14 protein-coding genes, 2 pseudogenes and 1 CRISPR repeat array are annotated in these 17,308 nt (G+C 37.1%); of the genes and pseudogenes, 12 read left to right on the forward strand and 4 right to left on the reverse strand.

Features of this window, described 5'->3' with window-relative positions; translation table 11 throughout:
* Positions 1-439: 439 nt before the first annotated feature.
* The gene (locus tag AB1A03_RS00075; RefSeq protein WP_354622572.1) at positions 440-1,483 is read right to left on the reverse strand and encodes an alanine/glycine:cation symporter family protein; all 1,044 of its coding nucleotides are present in this window, start codon (positions 1,481-1,483) and stop codon (positions 440-442) included.
* Positions 1,434-1,856, reverse strand: a complete 423-nt coding sequence (locus AB1A03_RS00080; RefSeq protein WP_354622573.1) for an alanine:cation symporter family protein — start codon at positions 1,854-1,856, stop codon at positions 1,434-1,436. The genes AB1A03_RS00075 and AB1A03_RS00080 overlap by 50 nt, the downstream gene beginning before the upstream one ends.
* Positions 1,857-2,257: 401 nt before the next feature.
* Between AB1A03_RS00080 and AB1A03_RS00085 the strand changes: the two genes are divergently transcribed.
* Positions 2,258-2,395, forward strand: a complete 138-nt coding sequence (locus AB1A03_RS00085) for a hypothetical protein (protein ID WP_354622574.1) — start codon at positions 2,258-2,260, stop codon at positions 2,393-2,395.
* Between the two features lie 34 nt (positions 2,396-2,429).
* Here AB1A03_RS00085 and AB1A03_RS00090 read toward each other — a convergent pair whose 3' ends face one another.
* Complete coding sequence (locus tag AB1A03_RS00090) at positions 2,430-3,377, reverse strand: YeiH family protein (protein ID WP_354622575.1); 948 nt, start codon at positions 3,375-3,377, stop codon at positions 2,430-2,432.
* Positions 3,378-3,821: 444 nt separating this feature from the next.
* The gene (locus AB1A03_RS00095; protein WP_354622576.1) at positions 3,822-4,034 is read right to left on the reverse strand and encodes a cold-shock protein; all 213 of its coding nucleotides are present in this window, start codon (positions 4,032-4,034) and stop codon (positions 3,822-3,824) included.
* A gap of 442 nt (positions 4,035-4,476) precedes the next feature.
* On the opposite strand from AB1A03_RS00095, the gene AB1A03_RS00100 reads away from it, so the two are divergent.
* From AB1A03_RS00100 to AB1A03_RS17270, 11 genes and pseudogenes are all read left to right on the forward strand, one after another.
* Positions 4,477-5,139 (forward strand): BrxR family helix-turn-helix transcriptional regulator, encoded by a 663-nt coding sequence (locus AB1A03_RS00100; protein WP_354622577.1) that lies wholly within the window; start codon positions 4,477-4,479, stop codon positions 5,137-5,139.
* Positions 5,079-5,291 (forward strand): BrxR family transcriptional regulator, encoded by a 213-nt coding sequence (locus tag AB1A03_RS00105; RefSeq protein WP_502945888.1) that lies wholly within the window; start codon positions 5,079-5,081, stop codon positions 5,289-5,291. Before AB1A03_RS00100 ends, AB1A03_RS00105 begins: the two co-directional genes overlap by 61 nt.
* 94 nt (positions 5,292-5,385) lie before the next feature.
* Positions 5,386-6,369, forward strand: a pseudogene (cas1f, locus tag AB1A03_RS00110) (type I-F CRISPR-associated endonuclease Cas1f).
* Positions 6,353-6,721 (forward strand): hypothetical protein, encoded by a 369-nt coding sequence (locus tag AB1A03_RS00115; protein ID WP_354622579.1) that lies wholly within the window; start codon positions 6,353-6,355, stop codon positions 6,719-6,721. Before cas1f ends, AB1A03_RS00115 begins: the two are co-directional and overlap by 17 nt.
* Positions 6,718-9,654 carry a CRISPR-associated endonuclease Cas3'' gene (locus AB1A03_RS00120; RefSeq protein WP_354622580.1) on the forward strand — a complete coding sequence of 979 codons (2,937 nt, stop codon included), beginning with the start codon at positions 6,718-6,720 and terminating at the stop codon, positions 9,652-9,654. The genes AB1A03_RS00115 and AB1A03_RS00120 overlap by 4 nt, the downstream gene beginning before the upstream one ends.
* 3 nt (positions 9,655-9,657) lie before the next feature.
* Entirely contained in the window at positions 9,658-10,659 is a 1,002-nt protein-coding gene (cas7fv, locus tag AB1A03_RS00125; protein WP_354622581.1) for a type I-Fv CRISPR-associated protein Cas7fv, read from the forward strand.
* A 2-nt stretch (positions 10,660-10,661) separates the two neighbouring features.
* A complete protein-coding gene (cas5fv, locus tag AB1A03_RS00130) occupies positions 10,662-11,729 on the forward strand; it encodes a type I-Fv CRISPR-associated protein Cas5fv (RefSeq protein ID WP_354622582.1) in 1,068 nt (355 codons plus the stop codon).
* Positions 11,707-11,904 carry a hypothetical protein gene (locus AB1A03_RS00135; protein WP_354622583.1) on the forward strand — a complete coding sequence of 66 codons (198 nt, stop codon included), beginning with the start codon at positions 11,707-11,709 and terminating at the stop codon, positions 11,902-11,904. The genes cas5fv and AB1A03_RS00135 overlap by 23 nt, the downstream gene beginning before the upstream one ends.
* A 2-nt stretch (positions 11,905-11,906) precedes the next feature.
* Positions 11,907-12,458, forward strand: a complete 552-nt coding sequence (gene cas6f, locus AB1A03_RS00140; RefSeq protein ID WP_354622584.1) for a type I-F CRISPR-associated endoribonuclease Cas6/Csy4 — start codon at positions 11,907-11,909, stop codon at positions 12,456-12,458.
* Between the two features lie 413 nt (positions 12,459-12,871).
* Positions 12,872-14,039: direct repeats of the CRISPR family, unit length 28 nt; unit sequence GTTCACTGCCGCACAGGCAGCTTAGAAA.
* Positions 14,040-14,500: 461 nt separating this feature from the next.
* The gene (locus tag AB1A03_RS00145; RefSeq protein WP_354622585.1) at positions 14,501-15,469 is read left to right on the forward strand and encodes a LacI family DNA-binding transcriptional regulator; all 969 of its coding nucleotides are present in this window, start codon (positions 14,501-14,503) and stop codon (positions 15,467-15,469) included.
* A gap of 87 nt (positions 15,470-15,556) precedes the next feature.
* A pseudogene (locus tag AB1A03_RS17270) lies at positions 15,557-17,271 on the forward strand (glycoside hydrolase family 13 protein).
* The last annotated feature ends 37 nt before the right edge of the window (positions 17,272-17,308 follow it).

The raw sequence follows: 17,308 nt of genomic DNA on the forward strand, positions 1-17,308 counted from the left end.
GCAATTATAAGGACAGTGATAATAAATACTATAGCTTTCTTCACGTTATTGTGACTTGCCAGCTTATACTATTATTTAATTATTAATTAAAGCACTCATAGAGCAAAGCTTATAATTATTTGATTGCTATCGCAAACCAATAATCTCGTAGTTTGAGCCAAAGCTAATTTTTATCATATAAAATTGAGTGTTTCTTAATTAATGGGCGATAGTTTTAGATTAATTGCTTTCCTGATAACCTTGTTCTTCTCTTGTTGAGTTAGTCAGTGCGGTTAATTGGGATGTTTTAGGCAGTACTTGTTTGTAGCTTATTCTAATTTCTTAGCATAAAAAAATCCGCTATTCGTTCAAATAGCGGATTTTTGTATTGATAGGAAATCCCATCTTTATCTAGTCATGTTCAAGTTTAACTAACCTTACTGACTGTTATTGGTAAATGCTATTTTTTCTTCCATGCCTTATGGTCGATATCGAGGTCTGAAAATTTGGCTGGATCAAATACGGGGTGTTCGATCCCTTTTTTCAATTGCTCTTTATAGTCTTTAAGAAGGCGATTTAACGTCGGAAACAGCATTAGCAATGCTAATAAGTTAACAATAGCCAATACCCCCATCATCGGATCGGAGAAGAAGAATATCGCAGTGGCGCCCGGTGCAACAGCGCCGATGAATACAATTGCAATAACAATAATACGCAGAGCATGTAGCGATTTTTTGCTCTTAGACATAAATGTTAATGCATTTTCACCCAAATAATAATTGTAAATAATTGAGCTTATTGAAAAAAGCAAAATAGCACCAGTAAGGTAATACTGAGCCCATGTACCGACATGAGACACGAGAGATTGCTGTGTCAGTACAACGCCATCGATATTTTCAGCCCCTGGAACATAAACATCGCCAAGAAGAATAATAAATGCCGTACAGCTACAAATTAATATTGTGTCGATAAATACCGAAAGAGATTGTGTAATCCCCTGACTGATTGGGTGCGTAACATCTGCTGTTGCAGCAACGTTTGGAGCAGAGCCTAGCCCTGCTTCATTGGAGAATAGTCCTCGTCGCAAACCTTGTGCTAATGCGGCCCCCATGCCTCCGCCAACGACCTCTTCGAAGCCAAAGGCGTTTGCTATTATAGAGTGGAATATAGCAGGAATTTCTGTGATATTTAACAGAATGACAATGATGGCTATTAATACATAACCAACAGCCATGATTGGCACAATCACGTCTGAGACTTTCGTAATACGCTTAATCCCACCATATACAACGAAACCAGTGATGATAGCTAATACAATACCAGTCCAGATCCTATCAATGCCCATACTATCCTGTGCAGCCCCTGCAACGGTGTTACCTTGGAATGCATTAAAACCGATGGCAAATGATGCGATCAAACAAATGGCATAGAGATATGATAGCCATCTGTAATCTTCACCAAGCCCATGAATAATAGTACGTGCAGGACCACCTGGAACTCCCATTTTCTTTACGCTTATATAGTTGTGCAAGAGAACATTCCACAAGACTAGTTGCCATGCCAACTAATGCAACAGCCCACATCCAGAATACCGCGCCAGGACCACCTAAGGTGATCGCAACAGCAACACCGGCAATGTTACCACCTCCAACTCGTCCACCCACGGACAATAGCAGCGCTTCTCTACCAGAAATGGCATTTTTATTAGCAGTTTGGTTTTTATTCAAAAGGACTCGAAACATACGCCCAAAGAAGGTGAATTGCACAAACCCTGTTACTAAGGTAAAGAATAAACCTAAGATAACTAAGAATGGGATAAGTGACCAACCCCAAGTAAGATCACCAATGACCCCAAAAAATGACTCTATTAATTCCATTTTTATTCCTCGAATTAATTATACTTTCTGCCTTTCAAAATGAAGATTTCCGTGGAATGTAATATTTCCCACTAAATTTGGAAAGAAACAGGCAAGCGGCAAATTATACGCAAAGAATAAAGTGGAAATAATAGAGCAGATCATTGAAAAGTGGATTAAACCGCTATAAAACTTAAAAAACAATCAAAAAACATGCCAGTTTTATCAGTAACATGAATTTATATAAATGTTTTATCTGTGCCGTAGCTATGTCGGGTTGTGGGCTGTCGAGTGAAAGTCAATGTTGCCTTGTAAACTTTCTGTTATTAGATAGACGATTAATTTATTTTACCTATTTTTCATTGTAATAAATAATGTTGTAACTCTAATACCAACTGGTGTAATCACTTTATAGGGAATCTATGTTACAGAAAATCATTATCAGCTTAGTGATGTTGGCGGTGCTTATCTCCACCTTTACCGCTGGACTTATCAGTGCAGCTTTAGCACTGTTTGCGTTTTCTCTATTAGTCTATTATGGCATCAATAAAAAAGCGTAGACTTTGCTACGCTAGTTAATGCAACTGGTTTTTTCTACATCAGGAAAACGATGTAACAGAGCGATGCAACAGATATAGTCACCCATAAAGTCACGCCCAATAATAACGGCCTCACACCAGCAGACTTAATACTATGAATTGTTAATCCCGCGCCAATCAAGAATAAGCAGAGCACCAGTAATCGCTTTGAAACGGCAAATATATCTTGGTAAAAAACATCAAATTGTGGCAAAAAATAAGCAACTGCAATCGCTACACAATAAAATAGAATAAATAGCGGTATTGGGATCTTTTTGTTATCACCTTTAAAAATCAGTGCGCTGATAAATGCAACGGGAATGATCCATAATGCACGTGCTAATTTTAAAGTCGTTGCCGTTTGTAATGCTTCATCACCATAAACTGATGCGGCCCCAACAACCGATGACGTATCATGAATTGCAATGGCGCTCCATATACCAAAATCGTGTTGACTCATCGCTAACCAATGACCGACTAATGGAAAAACGAATAACGCGACACTATTTAAAATAAATACGGTTGCTAACGCATGCGATGTTTCGGTCGCATCCGCATCAATGGCAGGGGCGACAGCCGCTATCGCACTACCACCACAAATCGCCGTACCAGACGCAATTAAATGGCCCATCTTTAGGTTGATTTTTAACGCCTTAGTTAATCCTATCCCCAATAATAAAGTCGTAAAAATTGAACAAACAATAATACCGATATTATTTGAGCTAATCGCAATCGCTTCTGGCAAGTTAATTCCAAAACCCAATCCAACGATAGAATAAGCTAATAATTTTTTGGTGATTTTACCGGTATCAATTTGCTCAGGAACAAGCCCTAACGTAGAAATAGTAAAGCCAATAACTAATGCAATAGGTGACGAGATAACAGGAAATAAACAGACGACAGCGAGTGTAAAAAAAACAAAATAACGTTTATTGAACTGTACTTTATTAATAGTGTTAAGCATTGGTTATCCTCAAATTTATAAACACAGTTTATGCGATAAATTTTATTAAGGATATTCTAAAGAATTTAATTTGAGGTTAAGTAAAATTGAACGCTTGGTTATTTTAAGAGGATAGAGGGCTCCTCAAAAATAACACCGCGAATGGTATAACTTAGTTAATTATTGTGCTGATTTAATACCGTTTTGAGTTTCTGATTTTAGTTCACGACTTTGTTGAAACCAAAAACGTTTTCTTCCCGTAGTACGAGCCATAGAAATATCCTTTTAGGAGATGTAAAAATTGAACCAATATAGTAGAGAACAATGACAATATAAAACGACATGACACAAACAGAAGTGGGTGTTAATGGAGTAAATATTTGTAGTAAGTAAACTGTATTACTGATTCAGTGAATAAAGGGGATGTAGCCTAAGCTTACATCCACCATGATTAATCGGACTAAATTATAGTGCGATTACATTTGCAGCTTGCAGACCTTTTTGGCCTTGCTCAACTGTAAAAGAAACCTTTTGGCCTTCTGCTAATGTTTTGAAGCCTTCAGATGCAATTGCACGGAAATGACAAAATACGTCAGCTCCGCCGTTATCTTGAGTTAGAAAACCGAAACCTTTTGCTTCGTCGAACCATTTTACTAGACCAGTTGTTGTATTAGACATGTTGTGTCCCTTATATAAATTCATTAAAAAATATCGCCAAAATGCGAAGCGCTGAGAACTGAATTATTGAATGTGAGGGTGAAGCTAAGGGATACACTAAGGACAACTACGATAACGCGGGAGTAACTGAGATAATAACTTGGACTTTACATTTTCATTAATAACTCTGACTTACAGAGCGAGCGCATATTAACCTACAAAATAAAGAACACCTAATTTTATTTTCAATATGTAAATAAAGATGGTGAAAGATGGAAGGGAGTGCAATTAAATTGTATCCGTGATTTTCAGCTATATTTTTTGGCGTGGCAAATAGCCAATATACGACTCTTTTTATATTAATGTTAGAAACATCATATTAAATTCATAAAATATAACGTTTTGTTTGTAGGGGGCGTACCAATATGATTCTATGCAGTTTTCCTCTAATAATTAAAAACCTATGAAAAAATCAGATATAGAACGATTCAATTATATTGAATATATAGTTTGGTGGGAGGGGCAAATTAATGCATCACATTTAATGCGCCATTTTGATTTGTCGCGTGATTCCGCATCTTCTATATTGAAAAATTATGATAGCCAATACCCCAATAATTTACAGTACGATCAATCGATAAAAGCGCGAGTTATAACAGAAAATTTCCAACCATTAAATGATGTTAGTAGCTTCGATGGGTACCTCAACTTAATTAAAAACGCTAACCACGAAGCAATATCAAATTGTATAGAAGAAGTTGCAACACCGCTTAGAAACATTAATGCGCAATTATTACGCCCTATTTTAAAAGCGATACGTGAACAATTAGCGATTGATATCGGCTATATATCCTTAACAAGTCCCGATTATTTAGATCGGATCATCGAACCCCATTCATTAATATTCGATGGGTTACGTTGGCATGTTCAGCGTATTGTCGAAAAAATGCCGCATTTCGAGATTTTGTTTTATCGCGTTTTAATGGCATTGCCGTTTTTGAAGGTGAAGCTCAATGCAAGGTGGAACAAGATGAACTATGGCAAACTTATACAGATGTCGTCTTTATGCCAGACCCAAGGCTGGTGGATAAACAACAAGCTATTATCGCCAGCGATTTTCAAATGATAAACAATCTAAAAACAATAAAAACACGTATCGCGTTATTGAATTACCTATTAATTCGTTTGCGTCTCGATACCTATAAAAACAGACCAGAAGAACAGCAAATAGTATTAACACCCGATTGCCGAAACAGCATATCAAAATATTTACCCTAACCTGCCGAATAACTCGACATGTTTGGTTTTACAGTATTGAGTACTTGAACTTACAGGTATAACTTAGCTAAAACATCATCATGGCGGAAGCAAAATGAAAGATTTATCTCCATCTGATTTAAAAAGTATTCTTCATTCCAAACGTGCCAATATCTATTACCTTGAGCATTGCCGAGTAATGCAAAAAGATGGTCGTGTTCTCTATTTAACTGAAGCCAAAAAAGAAAATCAATATTTTAATATTCCCATTGCCAATACAACCGTTTTGCTTTTAGGCACTGGCACATCTGTCACCCAAGCTGCAATGAGGATGCTTGCCCAAGCGGGGGTATTGGTCGGTTTTTCTGGGGGAGGGGGCACTCCTCTTTATATGGCGAATGAAATTGAATGGTTAACCCCACAAAGTGAATATCGTCCGACGGAATACTTACAAGGCTGGATGCAATTCTGGTTTGATGATCAAAAACGCTTACAAGCCGCTAAGCAATTTCAACAAGCGCGTATTGAATATTTACATAAAATTTGGAATAACGATCGAGGCATTAAATCGGAAGGCTTTAGTACAGAGAGTAGTGACATCGAAAGTGCATTAGCCTGATTCAAAGAACGTATGGACAGTGCACTCAAACCTGCTGACTTATTACTTGCAGAAGCGCAACTGACCAAGACCCTTTATAAATTTGCAGCTAATGCCACAAAAACAGAAGGCTTTAAGCGTCAACATGAATCGACAGACTTAGCGAACGATTTCTTAAATCACGGTAATTATTTAGCCTACGGCTTAGCGGCTTGCACATTATGGGTATTAGGCATTCCCCATGGTTTCGCCGTGATGCATGGAAAAACACGCCGAGGGGCCTTAGTGTTTGATGTCGCCGATTTAATCAAAGATGCGCTGGTCTTACCTTGGGCGTTTATCTGCGCCAAAGAAAATGCCACAGAGCAAGAGTTTCGCCAACAAATACTGCAAGCCTTTACCGATAACAAAGCGCTGGATTTTATGTTTAACACCGTTAAAGCTGTGGCGCTTTCATTCGGCTATGCGCAAAAAGGAGATGGTCATGACCAGTTGGTGTGAACCAGATTATGCTATTGATATTGAAGAAAGCGAATTAAAAGCGCGCTTAAGCGGTTACGCTATTGAGGTAAAAATACATCGCGCTTCAAAAGCATACCCTTTGTCTGGCATGGTAATAACCAAGATAGCCTGCTTATGGGTTAACTCATTGAAGAGTAAAATAACCATCGGGGAGCCCTTAGAAATTGAGGTATTAGGATGTTGTGATCCCATGAATTTAATTGAAGGTGAACAATATCCCATCACCGAATATATTGGTCAGCGCTTAAAGGGGCAAATAACTCACGCTTTAAAAGTGATAGGACAAAATTCGCAACATATTAGCCACTTTTTAAACAGGCCAACATCATGATGGTCACTTTCGTTTCGCAATGCGAAAAAAACGCTCTCAAAAAAACACGCCGCGTGCTTGATGCTTTTGCTAACCGTATCGGCGATAACACGTGGCAAACCATTATTACCGAAGATGGGTTATTAACCGTTAAAAAAATGCTCCGCCAAACCGCCAGTAAAAGTACCGCAGTGAGTTGTCACTGGATCAGAAGTCGCTCACGTAGCCAGTTTTTGTGGGTGGTGGGTTCAAAATCAAAATTTAATGAGCAGGGAGTAGTGCCTGTGAATACAACAGCAAAAGAGGTTTTTATGGACACGAATAACAACAAACCAATTAAAGGAGTGGCTTATGCTAATACGCATTTACAGACATTGGTTGAGCATTTATTTGCTGTTGGTTATGTCGCTGAATCATTACATAAAAAATTATTTCCTAATTTAGATCAACAATACGCAACAACATGTTTTGTTGCCGGCTGTTTGCATGATTTAGGCAAGCTTGATCCTAATTTTCAAAAGTGGGTTATTGATCCTAAAAAGAAAGATGTAATTGCTGAAGACGGACAGCATATTGACACTGCTAAATTTAGCTTTGAAAAACACCCTAGACATAACGAATTATCATTATTGTTTTATCATTTACTTGATGATGTAAGCCTTAAATTTGTCAGCACAGGTAACAAGCGAACTATTCGCCATGTTATTTATTGGCATCATGCAAGAGCATACCGTAATGACAAAATAGCGCTAGAGTTTGATAGTTATAAAGGCTTGGCTAAAAAATTCTTAGCTAATAACAAAGGTGAATCACTAAACGACTTTATTGCAAAATCGCAAAATATCTTGTTAAAAGTGAGCGATATTGAACTGAAATATCGAGACAGTGAACCAAGTTTAACCAACGCATATTTAAATGGTGCAATTGATGATGCAGAAGATCTTTTACCGAACGCGCCACCATTACCGCAATATAAAGAATATGAAACAGAAGAAGAGGTGGATGATTATCAAAAAAATATCCAATTAAATGCCAATAACAATATCGCAAGAGCTTGTGTGATCACTGCTGACAGGCTGGTCTCAGCGTTAAGTACTCAAGAACTACATCAAGCGATTAAAACTAAAACACTCGATGACATTATTGCCGAAAAATTGGTAACTGATTCTACGTTATCAAGTCACATAACTAATTGTCTGAAGAACTTTGATAATAGTGATCGAACAAAAAAACAACATGAAATAGCTGCATTGTTAACAGAGGTTGAAGATGTTGGCGTGTTAGCTGGCGCGGCAGGTTGTGGAAAAACCAAAATAGCACTGGAATGGGCATTGTTGAAAAATGCGAAAAAAATTATTTGGATTTGCCCAAGAGTACAGGTTTGCCAAGGTTTATTTGCAGAATTAACATCTGATCGTTACTTGCCTGATGCCACCATAGAAATTATGACAGGCGAATTCAAGTTCCAAGATACTTGGGGTAATGAAACACCTATCGAACAGTATTTTTCAGGTGATGTGGTGATTACCACTATTGATCAAATATTGGGTTCAGTCATTAGCCATAGCAAAGCCAATACCCTGATTGACTACTTAAATGCTCATATCGTGTTTGATGAATTCCATGAGTACATCAATATGTCTGCGTTTAACTTATTATTTGCCGAATTAGTTGCCTGTAAAAAAGCTCAAGGGAAGCAAGCTAATACCTTACTCGTTTCTGCAACGCCTCATTATGTCTTTGTTGAAGAAGTCTTGGCTATTGATAAAGAAGATATTATCGAAATGCCTTCTTTTAATTCAAGTACCTATGAAATTAAATTTGAAGTGTTTAACGACGCTAATTTAAGTGATTCAAATCCATTAGTAAAAGCTCATAACAGTAAAACTTTTGTTATTAGCAATACCGCCTTATCTGCGCAAAACAGTTTTATTGCTAACCAACAAAAAGAAAATAATATTCTACTGCATTCCAAGTTCAAAAAAAGTGATAAACAAACATGGTTTAACGAAGTTTATGAATCATTTAAACAAGAAGGCACGAACAAATATGAAGTGTTGCGTAGCGGTCCTATTGTTCAAGCATCACTCAATATTAGTTGTGACTACATGGTTGCAGAAATATCAAACCCTGAAAACACCTTACAACGCTTGGGCAGGCTTGATTGTTTTGGGTTAAATAAAGCAGTAAACACTTATTGCTTAGCGGTTCCTGAAACTATAGCCAACAACAAAGGGCAAAGTGCCGCCTCTCGATTTTTAAATAAAATGTATAGCTTGGCAACCACCAGATCATGGTATCAATTTTTACTGGAAAACTATCAAGGTAAAACCTTTGTTTTGCCCGAGATTTATCAAAAGTATCGTCAATTTAGTCAACAGTCATTAACACGAAAAATGATAATAAGTGATTTAGTTTCAGCGTTAAAAAATAGTGTGGTTGAAATTAATAATAAGGTGGTTGATCCCTTTGTTATTCCCCCTAAAAAACAGCTAGAAAAATCACGCGGCAAAATAAGTAAAAATTCATTACGGGGTAATAATCGTTTTGTACAAATGGCCGTGTGCGATTTGAGCAATGCAAGTACGCCTCAATTCATTAATGAATACGCGTACACAATGCCACTTGATGATACAACTGCTATCGATAATCTCACTTATTCAACCATGGCAATTAAAGGTTATGGCAAAAGCGATCAAGATCTTCTTTCTCATATGTTTAAGCAATGCAAAGCTTTGGTTTGCTCTAAACCCTATAACGATAATGCGTTATTAAACCAAGCGCGCGATCCAGAATTACCGATATATTTAAGCTACACATCAAATGATCTCGATGCCGTTGGCGGTAAATCAGCAAGACATTCACATGCCATTTATTATATGACATGCGAAAAACAACCCATTGGCGCAATGTCGCTAAAACAACTTAATAACACAACAGAAGATGAGGAATAAATCATGGAAAAAGTAACAGGAATTAAAAGTGTAGATTTTAAAATTACCGCATTAGGTCATGGGGTGGTGAATTGGAATGGCTCTCCAAGTTTAACCATTATTAACGATAACAAATTTAAAAATATTACTAACCACTCTATGCCTAAGTTGAGAGGTTATAGCAATGTCAAAGAGTTTAACGAAGATGGAACGGCTAAATTTTATAAGCACCCTGAAGATGTTGATTTGAGCACTGTTGAGTTATATATCAGTCAAAACTGTATTAGACATCATTTGTTTAGAGGCGAACATTATAATTTAAATTCCCCTAAATTAGCTGAGAATATTATTAGTTTATTATGTTCAACCACAGGCTTAATAAGAGGTTATGTTAATCCAAAAAATGAAAATAAAAGAACAAGTCCATTATTGTTAACTGATTTTGTTGATCAGCTAGGTAATGGTAACTTCGAACAAATGGGGCGTTGGGAAGTAAAAGAAAAAGAAACTAATAAAGCAGGTAAAGATTCAAGTAATTCATTATTTTCAAAGTTTACTTTTGGTGATACTAAATATATTTCTTATGGTTCAATTAGCATTGAGCAATTACAGTTTATTCCTTTATGTGCAGATTTTGGCCGTGAATCAATGAAAATTAATAATCATAAAGAAGGGAAAGAAGTTGCAGAAAAATTAACAGATTATCTGCAAACCTTATCTGGAAATAAGAATGTTATAGCTGAATACCATGAAAATTATGTTCGTCGAGGTTCTATTTTTGATGAGGGTGAACAAGGTGTTTTGTTAAATGACGATGCTATCGATGTTTTAGTTAAACAGACAATCGAATTAATTACGGATTTGAGTATTAGGCAAGCCAAAGGCTATATGTACGTTGATGATGTATTAGTTGATTACAATAATAGTCAAACTGCTAAAGATATGTTCCGTATAAAGAAAGATGAAAGTCAAATTTTGCAGGAAAAAGGTTCAAATACTTACGCCGTTTATTATGAGGGTAAGTAATTATGAGGATTACTATTGAATATGACTCTTGTTGGCAAACAGGTTTCTTAAATGGAAATCCTAACAAACCAATTAGTAAAAAAGAAAATGATAGAGCATTTGTAGCTACCTCTAAAACTAGAGGTGAAAAATTTCAACCAATTACTTTAGATACTGTACTTGGTGTACTTAGTCGATTAATTGGTGATCAGCGAAAATTATATCAAGCCAAGAATAGTGATTTTTACTTTGATGATATTCAAAATAAAATAAATTGGCTTGAGCATGATAATCAATCGCACAAAGTTGAAGAGTTAATGTATTTAGTTAATAAATCAGATGATAGATGCGCACAATCTTCTTATTTAGGTGTGTTGGAGGATGATAATCCATGGTTTTTTTCTAAAAACTCACACTATCTTTGGTCTATTTTATTTTTAACCAAACATGAACTTATTAATTTCATTTTAAGTAAAAAAATGAATGGAATTGGTTGTGTTTCTTGTGATCCTAAAAGTTTGATTAGTCGAATTAATGCAATATCTGATTCGAAAAGCGACTTGGGTGCAGTTTTAAAAACCAATGATAGATTAATTCAAGAACATGAATTCATTATCAATAAAAAATGTGAAGCAGTAGAAAAATTTAACAACAAAGTTAAAATTAACCCACCAAAAACACCAGCACAAGAGAGTAAAAGCCAGTCTCAATTAATGAAGTTATTATCGGAATTAAATGATGCTAAAAATGATTTAAAAGTATTGGTTAATGATCCTTTGGCGAATGAAGCAGACACCAAACTAAATACTGTTATAAGTTTTTTATCTCAAAAATTTCCTGATGAAAAAAAACTGGGTGAAGAATATTGTAAAAATGGGGTTATTTATCCTACTAGTCTTTATTCAGCGGCACTGTATTTACAAGCTGAATATTTGCTGAAAAATGGTCATGAATCGTCATTTCTTCTCAATTCCAAGGGTGAAATACAAATACAAGGATTTTCTAAACGAGGGTTTAATGGTGTTAGAGATTGGCTTAATGCTATGACGGGGAAAAGAAAAAAATCGGTTGAATCCTGTTGTTGTAAATAAGCACACAGGTAAATTGGATGTAGAGTTATTGCTTGATAAGCAAAAAGATAAAGGCAAGCTTGATAAAAGTATAAGTAGAGCTGATGAATTAGCCCAACTAATAGAAAATGCTGGCGTTTCTTCCTTTTACCTTGGTAAAAAAGGCATTGCTTATGTCACAAAGATAAGGGCTTAATAATGAATTGTTTTATTGATATTACGCTACAACCTGATGCTGAAATGCGTGAAAACGTTTTACTAAATAAGGTTTACACTAAATTTCACAAAGCGTTATGTGATCAACAATCTACCAAGATTGGCGTTAGCTTTCCTGCCTATAAAGTTTTATTGGGTAGAGTAATCCGTATTCATGGCGAGTTAGCAACATTAACTAATTTTCAAAGCGTTAATTGGTTAGGTGGTTTGAGTGGCTATTGCAAAGTAAACGATATTTTACCAATACCTGAACAAGTGCAACATCGCGTGATTTCACGTAAACAAAGTAGCATGACAAACGCCAAACTTAATCGTCTGATCAAACGAAAAACAATATCAGCAGAGGAGGTAAAAGCTTATAAAGCGAAAATGTTTACCAAAGGTTTAGACAATCCATATCTTGAACTGGAAAGTGGTTCAAGTGGTCATTTACATCGTCGATATATTCAGTTTGGTGAGTTATCAGCTAATGCTATTGATGGTGAATTTGACCAATTTGGTTTAAGCAAAACCGCCACTGTGCCATGGTTTTAAATGTCGGTAATAATAACGTCCTTAATTACCGTTTTATAGAGGACCAAATATAGTTTATATCTGGTTCTCTTTCATCAGTAATGTAAGTATATAGAGCATGTTTTTATCAACCTAAATTTAACAGATGAAGATTGTTTAGAGTTATTAACTAAATCATTTAGGCTGATTTATCGAATAGACACAGCGAATGTGTACCATGATGATTCTTTATCAAAGCAAGTGTGGAAAAAAACGCATTTGCGCGCTTGTTACACTAACCCACTAATTTAAACACTCAGTAATTTAACCTAAAAAATTGCTCTTTAAAAATTGGTAAATAAACAATGAGTTACAAGTGTGGTGAAAATAAAGGTCAAAAAATGATTTTTATAACAACTGATTGTTGTAACTTATTTTTTGGCTGTTATTCTATTGTTCACTGCCGCACAGGCAGCTTAGAAATTCTATTTTACGCAATGGGTCAACAACAGAATGTTCACTGCCGCACAGGCAGCTTAGAAAAACAAAGCCTAGTAGCTCGCAGTTTATTACTAGTTCACTGCCGCACAGGCAGCTTAGAAACGATATGCCCTGACCATTGGCCTAGATTTAGGGTTCACTGCCGCACAGGCAGCTTAGAAAAAGTTGAGCAGGGGATGCTTGAAGATCTTAAAGTTCACTGCCGCACAGGCAGCTTAGAAAAGAAGTCGAAGAGCTATTAATGACATCCTGCAGTTCACTGCCGCACAGGCAGCTTAGAAAAAACAGTACCTGAAACACCAGCAGCAGAAACAGTTCACTGCCGCACAGGCAGCTTAGAAAAAAAATGCATGAACGCGCTTAGGATGAGTAACGTTCACTGCCGCACAGGCAGCTTAGAAACTTTAAGAGAACAAGGAGCGCTGAATGAGCCTGTTCACTGCCGCACAGGCAGCTTAGAAAGTATGTTGGTATTTCACTATTCACGGCTAGTTGTTCACTGCCGCACAGGCAGCTTAGAAAACTCGTAGCTTGATTTTTGATTAATAGTTAACGTTCACTGCCGCACAGGCAGCTTAGAAATCTTCATTACTAAAGTCATGCACTAGTCCATAGTTCACTGCCGCACAGGCAGCTTAGAAATTTGTTAGCTCTACGTTTTTACGTTGCTCTATGTTCACTGCCGCACAGGCAGCTTAGAAAGCAGCAACTTGAAGATGAAAAGAAAAGGCAACGTTCACTGCCGCACAGGCAGCTTAGAAAGCTTTACGGAGAGTATGGTGACGGATTGATTGGTTCACTGCCGCACAGGCAGCTTAGAAATTAATCGCTCATAGCTGAACATTTCTTTTTCAGTTCACTGCCGCACAGGCAGCTTAGAAATCTCAATTACAGAAATTCTATAGCGCTGACACGTTCACTGCCGCACAGGCAGCTTAGAAAAACATTATTAGACAAGCAGATCGCAATCAACTGTTCACTGCCGCACAGGCAGCTTAGAAAAACATTATTAGACAAGCAGATCGCAATCAACTGTTCACTGCCGCACAGGCAGCTTAGAAATAACTCTTGAATTAAGTATATTTGAGTTGCGCGTTCACTGCCGCACAGGCAGCTTAGAAAAGTAATGGGCGTTATTCATAGTGATAAAAGTAGCATCCATGCGGCTCACCCAGTTCGGCATCCTTGCCTCTCGCTCGTGACAATTGCTGGTGCAATACTCGCCCGCACAGGCAGCTTAGAAAAGTAATGGGCATTATTCGTAGTGATAAAAGTAGAGCGGGATCGAGAGTCAGGTCTTTAACCTTGATCATCTATAGATTGTAAGTTTATTTTCTATCTCGCATGTGCCCCAGAGCGAGTTAAAAGCCAATTCGAAAACGCCCTCAAGTGATTTAGAAACCTACAAATATCTGGTTAGTATTACTTAGCTACAACAGGTTGCTCAGTTCAGGTCGATAAAATGACAATGCCTTTTTAACGCTAAGTAATATGTGTATATCATCATATAGTTTTTTTTTACTGTGTTGTCAGCCAATATATTGGATAATATGGCAATAATGTATTATTGAAGGAAAAATGTGATGAGTAAAAAAATGACCATGGCGGAGATTTCAAGGCGACTTGGGATCTCAACAATGACCGTGTCACGTTACTTTAATGACGGTTATGTTTCGGCAGAGAATCGCCTTAAAATTGATGCTATCGTCAAAGAAAGTCATTATACCCCTAATATATTTGCTCGCTCAATTCGAAGTCAATCTAATATTATTGGTTTCGTTGCGCCTCGGATTGAATCATATACAACGAGTTTAGTGATTAAAGGGGCTCTGGCTGCGGCAAATGAATCACAAGTCCGAATGCTGTTTCATGCTACAGGGTTTAGTCATGACTCCGAATGCCAAGCAGTGAGAGAGTTTAATGGCTTAAATGCATTGGGTACAATTATTCTTGCTTCAAAGCACAGTGTTGAAGAGCCTTTTTATCAAACCTTAGATAATGTCCTATTTATTGGTAAAAACACCCCCCATCATTGCTGTTTATATTACCCTGAACAGGCTGCGATTAAAGCGCTAGTCTCACAAACCATCACTCAGTTAAAACAGCAGCAGGCACCACTCGCAGCCGTGCATTATATCTATGATGAACGTATGCTATCAAGCCGTACTAAATTGATGCAAACAACTATTACTGACGCAGCACCAGAGCTAAATTTTTCGCTGCAAGCATTGGCTGATTCGGAGCTAAAAATCGGATACCAAGAGATTCAATTACAGCCCAATAATGTCTATTTTTGTGCTACCGATAATATTGCCATTCGTTTATATCGTCGCGCCAAAGAGCAGCAATTAAAAATTGGCCATAACCTGTGGATTGTAGGCATAGGGGATTATGACTACAGTGATTTATTAGTACCAAGCCTTAGTACTGTTGCTTTTAATTACTATCAAGTGGGCTACCAAGCCGTTAAAAAATTGATTAAGCGTGATTTCAGTTCCGTTGAAGGCCAATTTAATATAAAAATGAGAGAAAGCTCACAGTTTTTAGGGTAACATGTTGCATCTAATTAAATTCAACATCACCATATATGTTAACGTTAACACATGCACAAGAAAAAACAGATGACGCGCACTAATAATATGCATTTAACACCACTCGCGTGGTGGAAGAAAGCGACTGCCTACCAAATTTATCCTCGTAGCTTTTATGATACAAACCAAGATGGTATTGGTGATATTGAGGGAATCATTGCCAAGCTGGATTACCTTGCTGATTTGGGGATTGATTTATTATGGATTTGTCCATTTTATGCATCACCGAATGATGATAACGGTTACGATATTAGTGACTATCAAGCAATTCATCCTGATTTTGGAACCCTTGAGGATGTCGATCGATTAATCAGTGCTGCTCATGAACGCGGCATTCGTATTATTATGGACTTAGTGATCAACCACACTAGTGATGAGCATCCATGGTTCATTGAGTCTCGTGAAAGTAAAGATAGCCCCAAACGTGATTGGTATATTTGGCGTGATGGTTGTGAGCCAACAGCTGAAAAGCCGTCTTGCGATCCAAATAACTGGGAAAGTATTTTTCATGGTAGTGCATGGGAATATGATGCTAAAACGGCGCAATATTACCTGCACCTATTTTCTAAAAAACAGCCCGATCTTAATTGGGAAAACCCTGAAGTTAAACAAGCATTATTTAACATGATTCATTGGTGGCTGGCTCGTGGTATTGATGGTTTCCGTGTGGATGCTATTAGCCATATTCAGAAAAAAGCTGGTTTACCCTCTTTACCCAATCCAAAGGGTGAAAATTATGTCTCTTCATTTGACTATCACATGAATGTTGAGGGTATTGATAAGCATTTATATGAACTAAGAGATCAGGCGTTTGCACCTTTTGATATTGTTACCGTTGGCGAGGCAAATGGGGTCTCTGCAGAAAATGCATTAACTTGGGTCGCTGAAGCCAGCGAACATGACCAAGGCGGTGTTTTTAATATGATTTTTCAGTTTGAGCACATGAAATTATGGGCGGAAGAGCAAAGTCTCGAGCATTTTGATTTAGTGGAATTTAAGCAAATTCTATCGCGTTGGCAAAATGCATTAGAAGGCAAAGGCTGGAACGCACTTTATTTAGAGAATCACAATCAAGCCCGTAGTATTAATACCTTTGCTCATCCAGATTATTGGTATGGCAGTGCTACGGCTTTAGCAAGTTGTTATTTTTTGATGAAAGGAACTCCGTTTATTTATCAGGGCCAGAGATCGGCATGGTAAATAATCAGTTTACTTCTGTGAACGACTTTAATGATGTGTCTGCTAGAAATTTAAGTAAAAAGTTAGAGCAACAAGGACAAACCGACGAAAAGATCTTGGCATTGTTAAATCAAGTATCCCGTGATCATAGTCGTCTACCAATGCAATGGAATGATCGCGATTTTGCTGGTTTTTCTGAGGTGCCACCTTGGTTTGCTGTGAATCCAAATTACACCGATATCAATGTTGAACAACAACAGCAAGATCCAAACTCAATTTTGAATTTTTATAAACAGTTGATTGCCCTGCGTAAATCAAATGAAAGTTTGGTGGTTGGTCGTTATCAATTGTTGATGCCTGATGATCCTAATATCTATGCTTATCAACGCATTGCTCAAGATATGACATGGACCATTATTACCAATTTAAGTGCACAAGAGAGCATCGTTAATATCGACAGTGCGCAATTAGGGACGTTAATGCTTGATAACCAAACTATCAATAATGAACACATTCAATCGGATTTTATAACAACGCAAATAGCTCCCGCTTATGCAGCGTATATATTTGTAAGAAAACATTAAATTATATTTATGGCAGGGGCGTTGATGACGTTAACCT

Source organism: Psychromonas sp. MME2 (assembly GCF_040566515.1).
Lineage (GTDB): Bacteria > Pseudomonadota > Gammaproteobacteria > Enterobacterales > Psychromonadaceae > Psychromonas.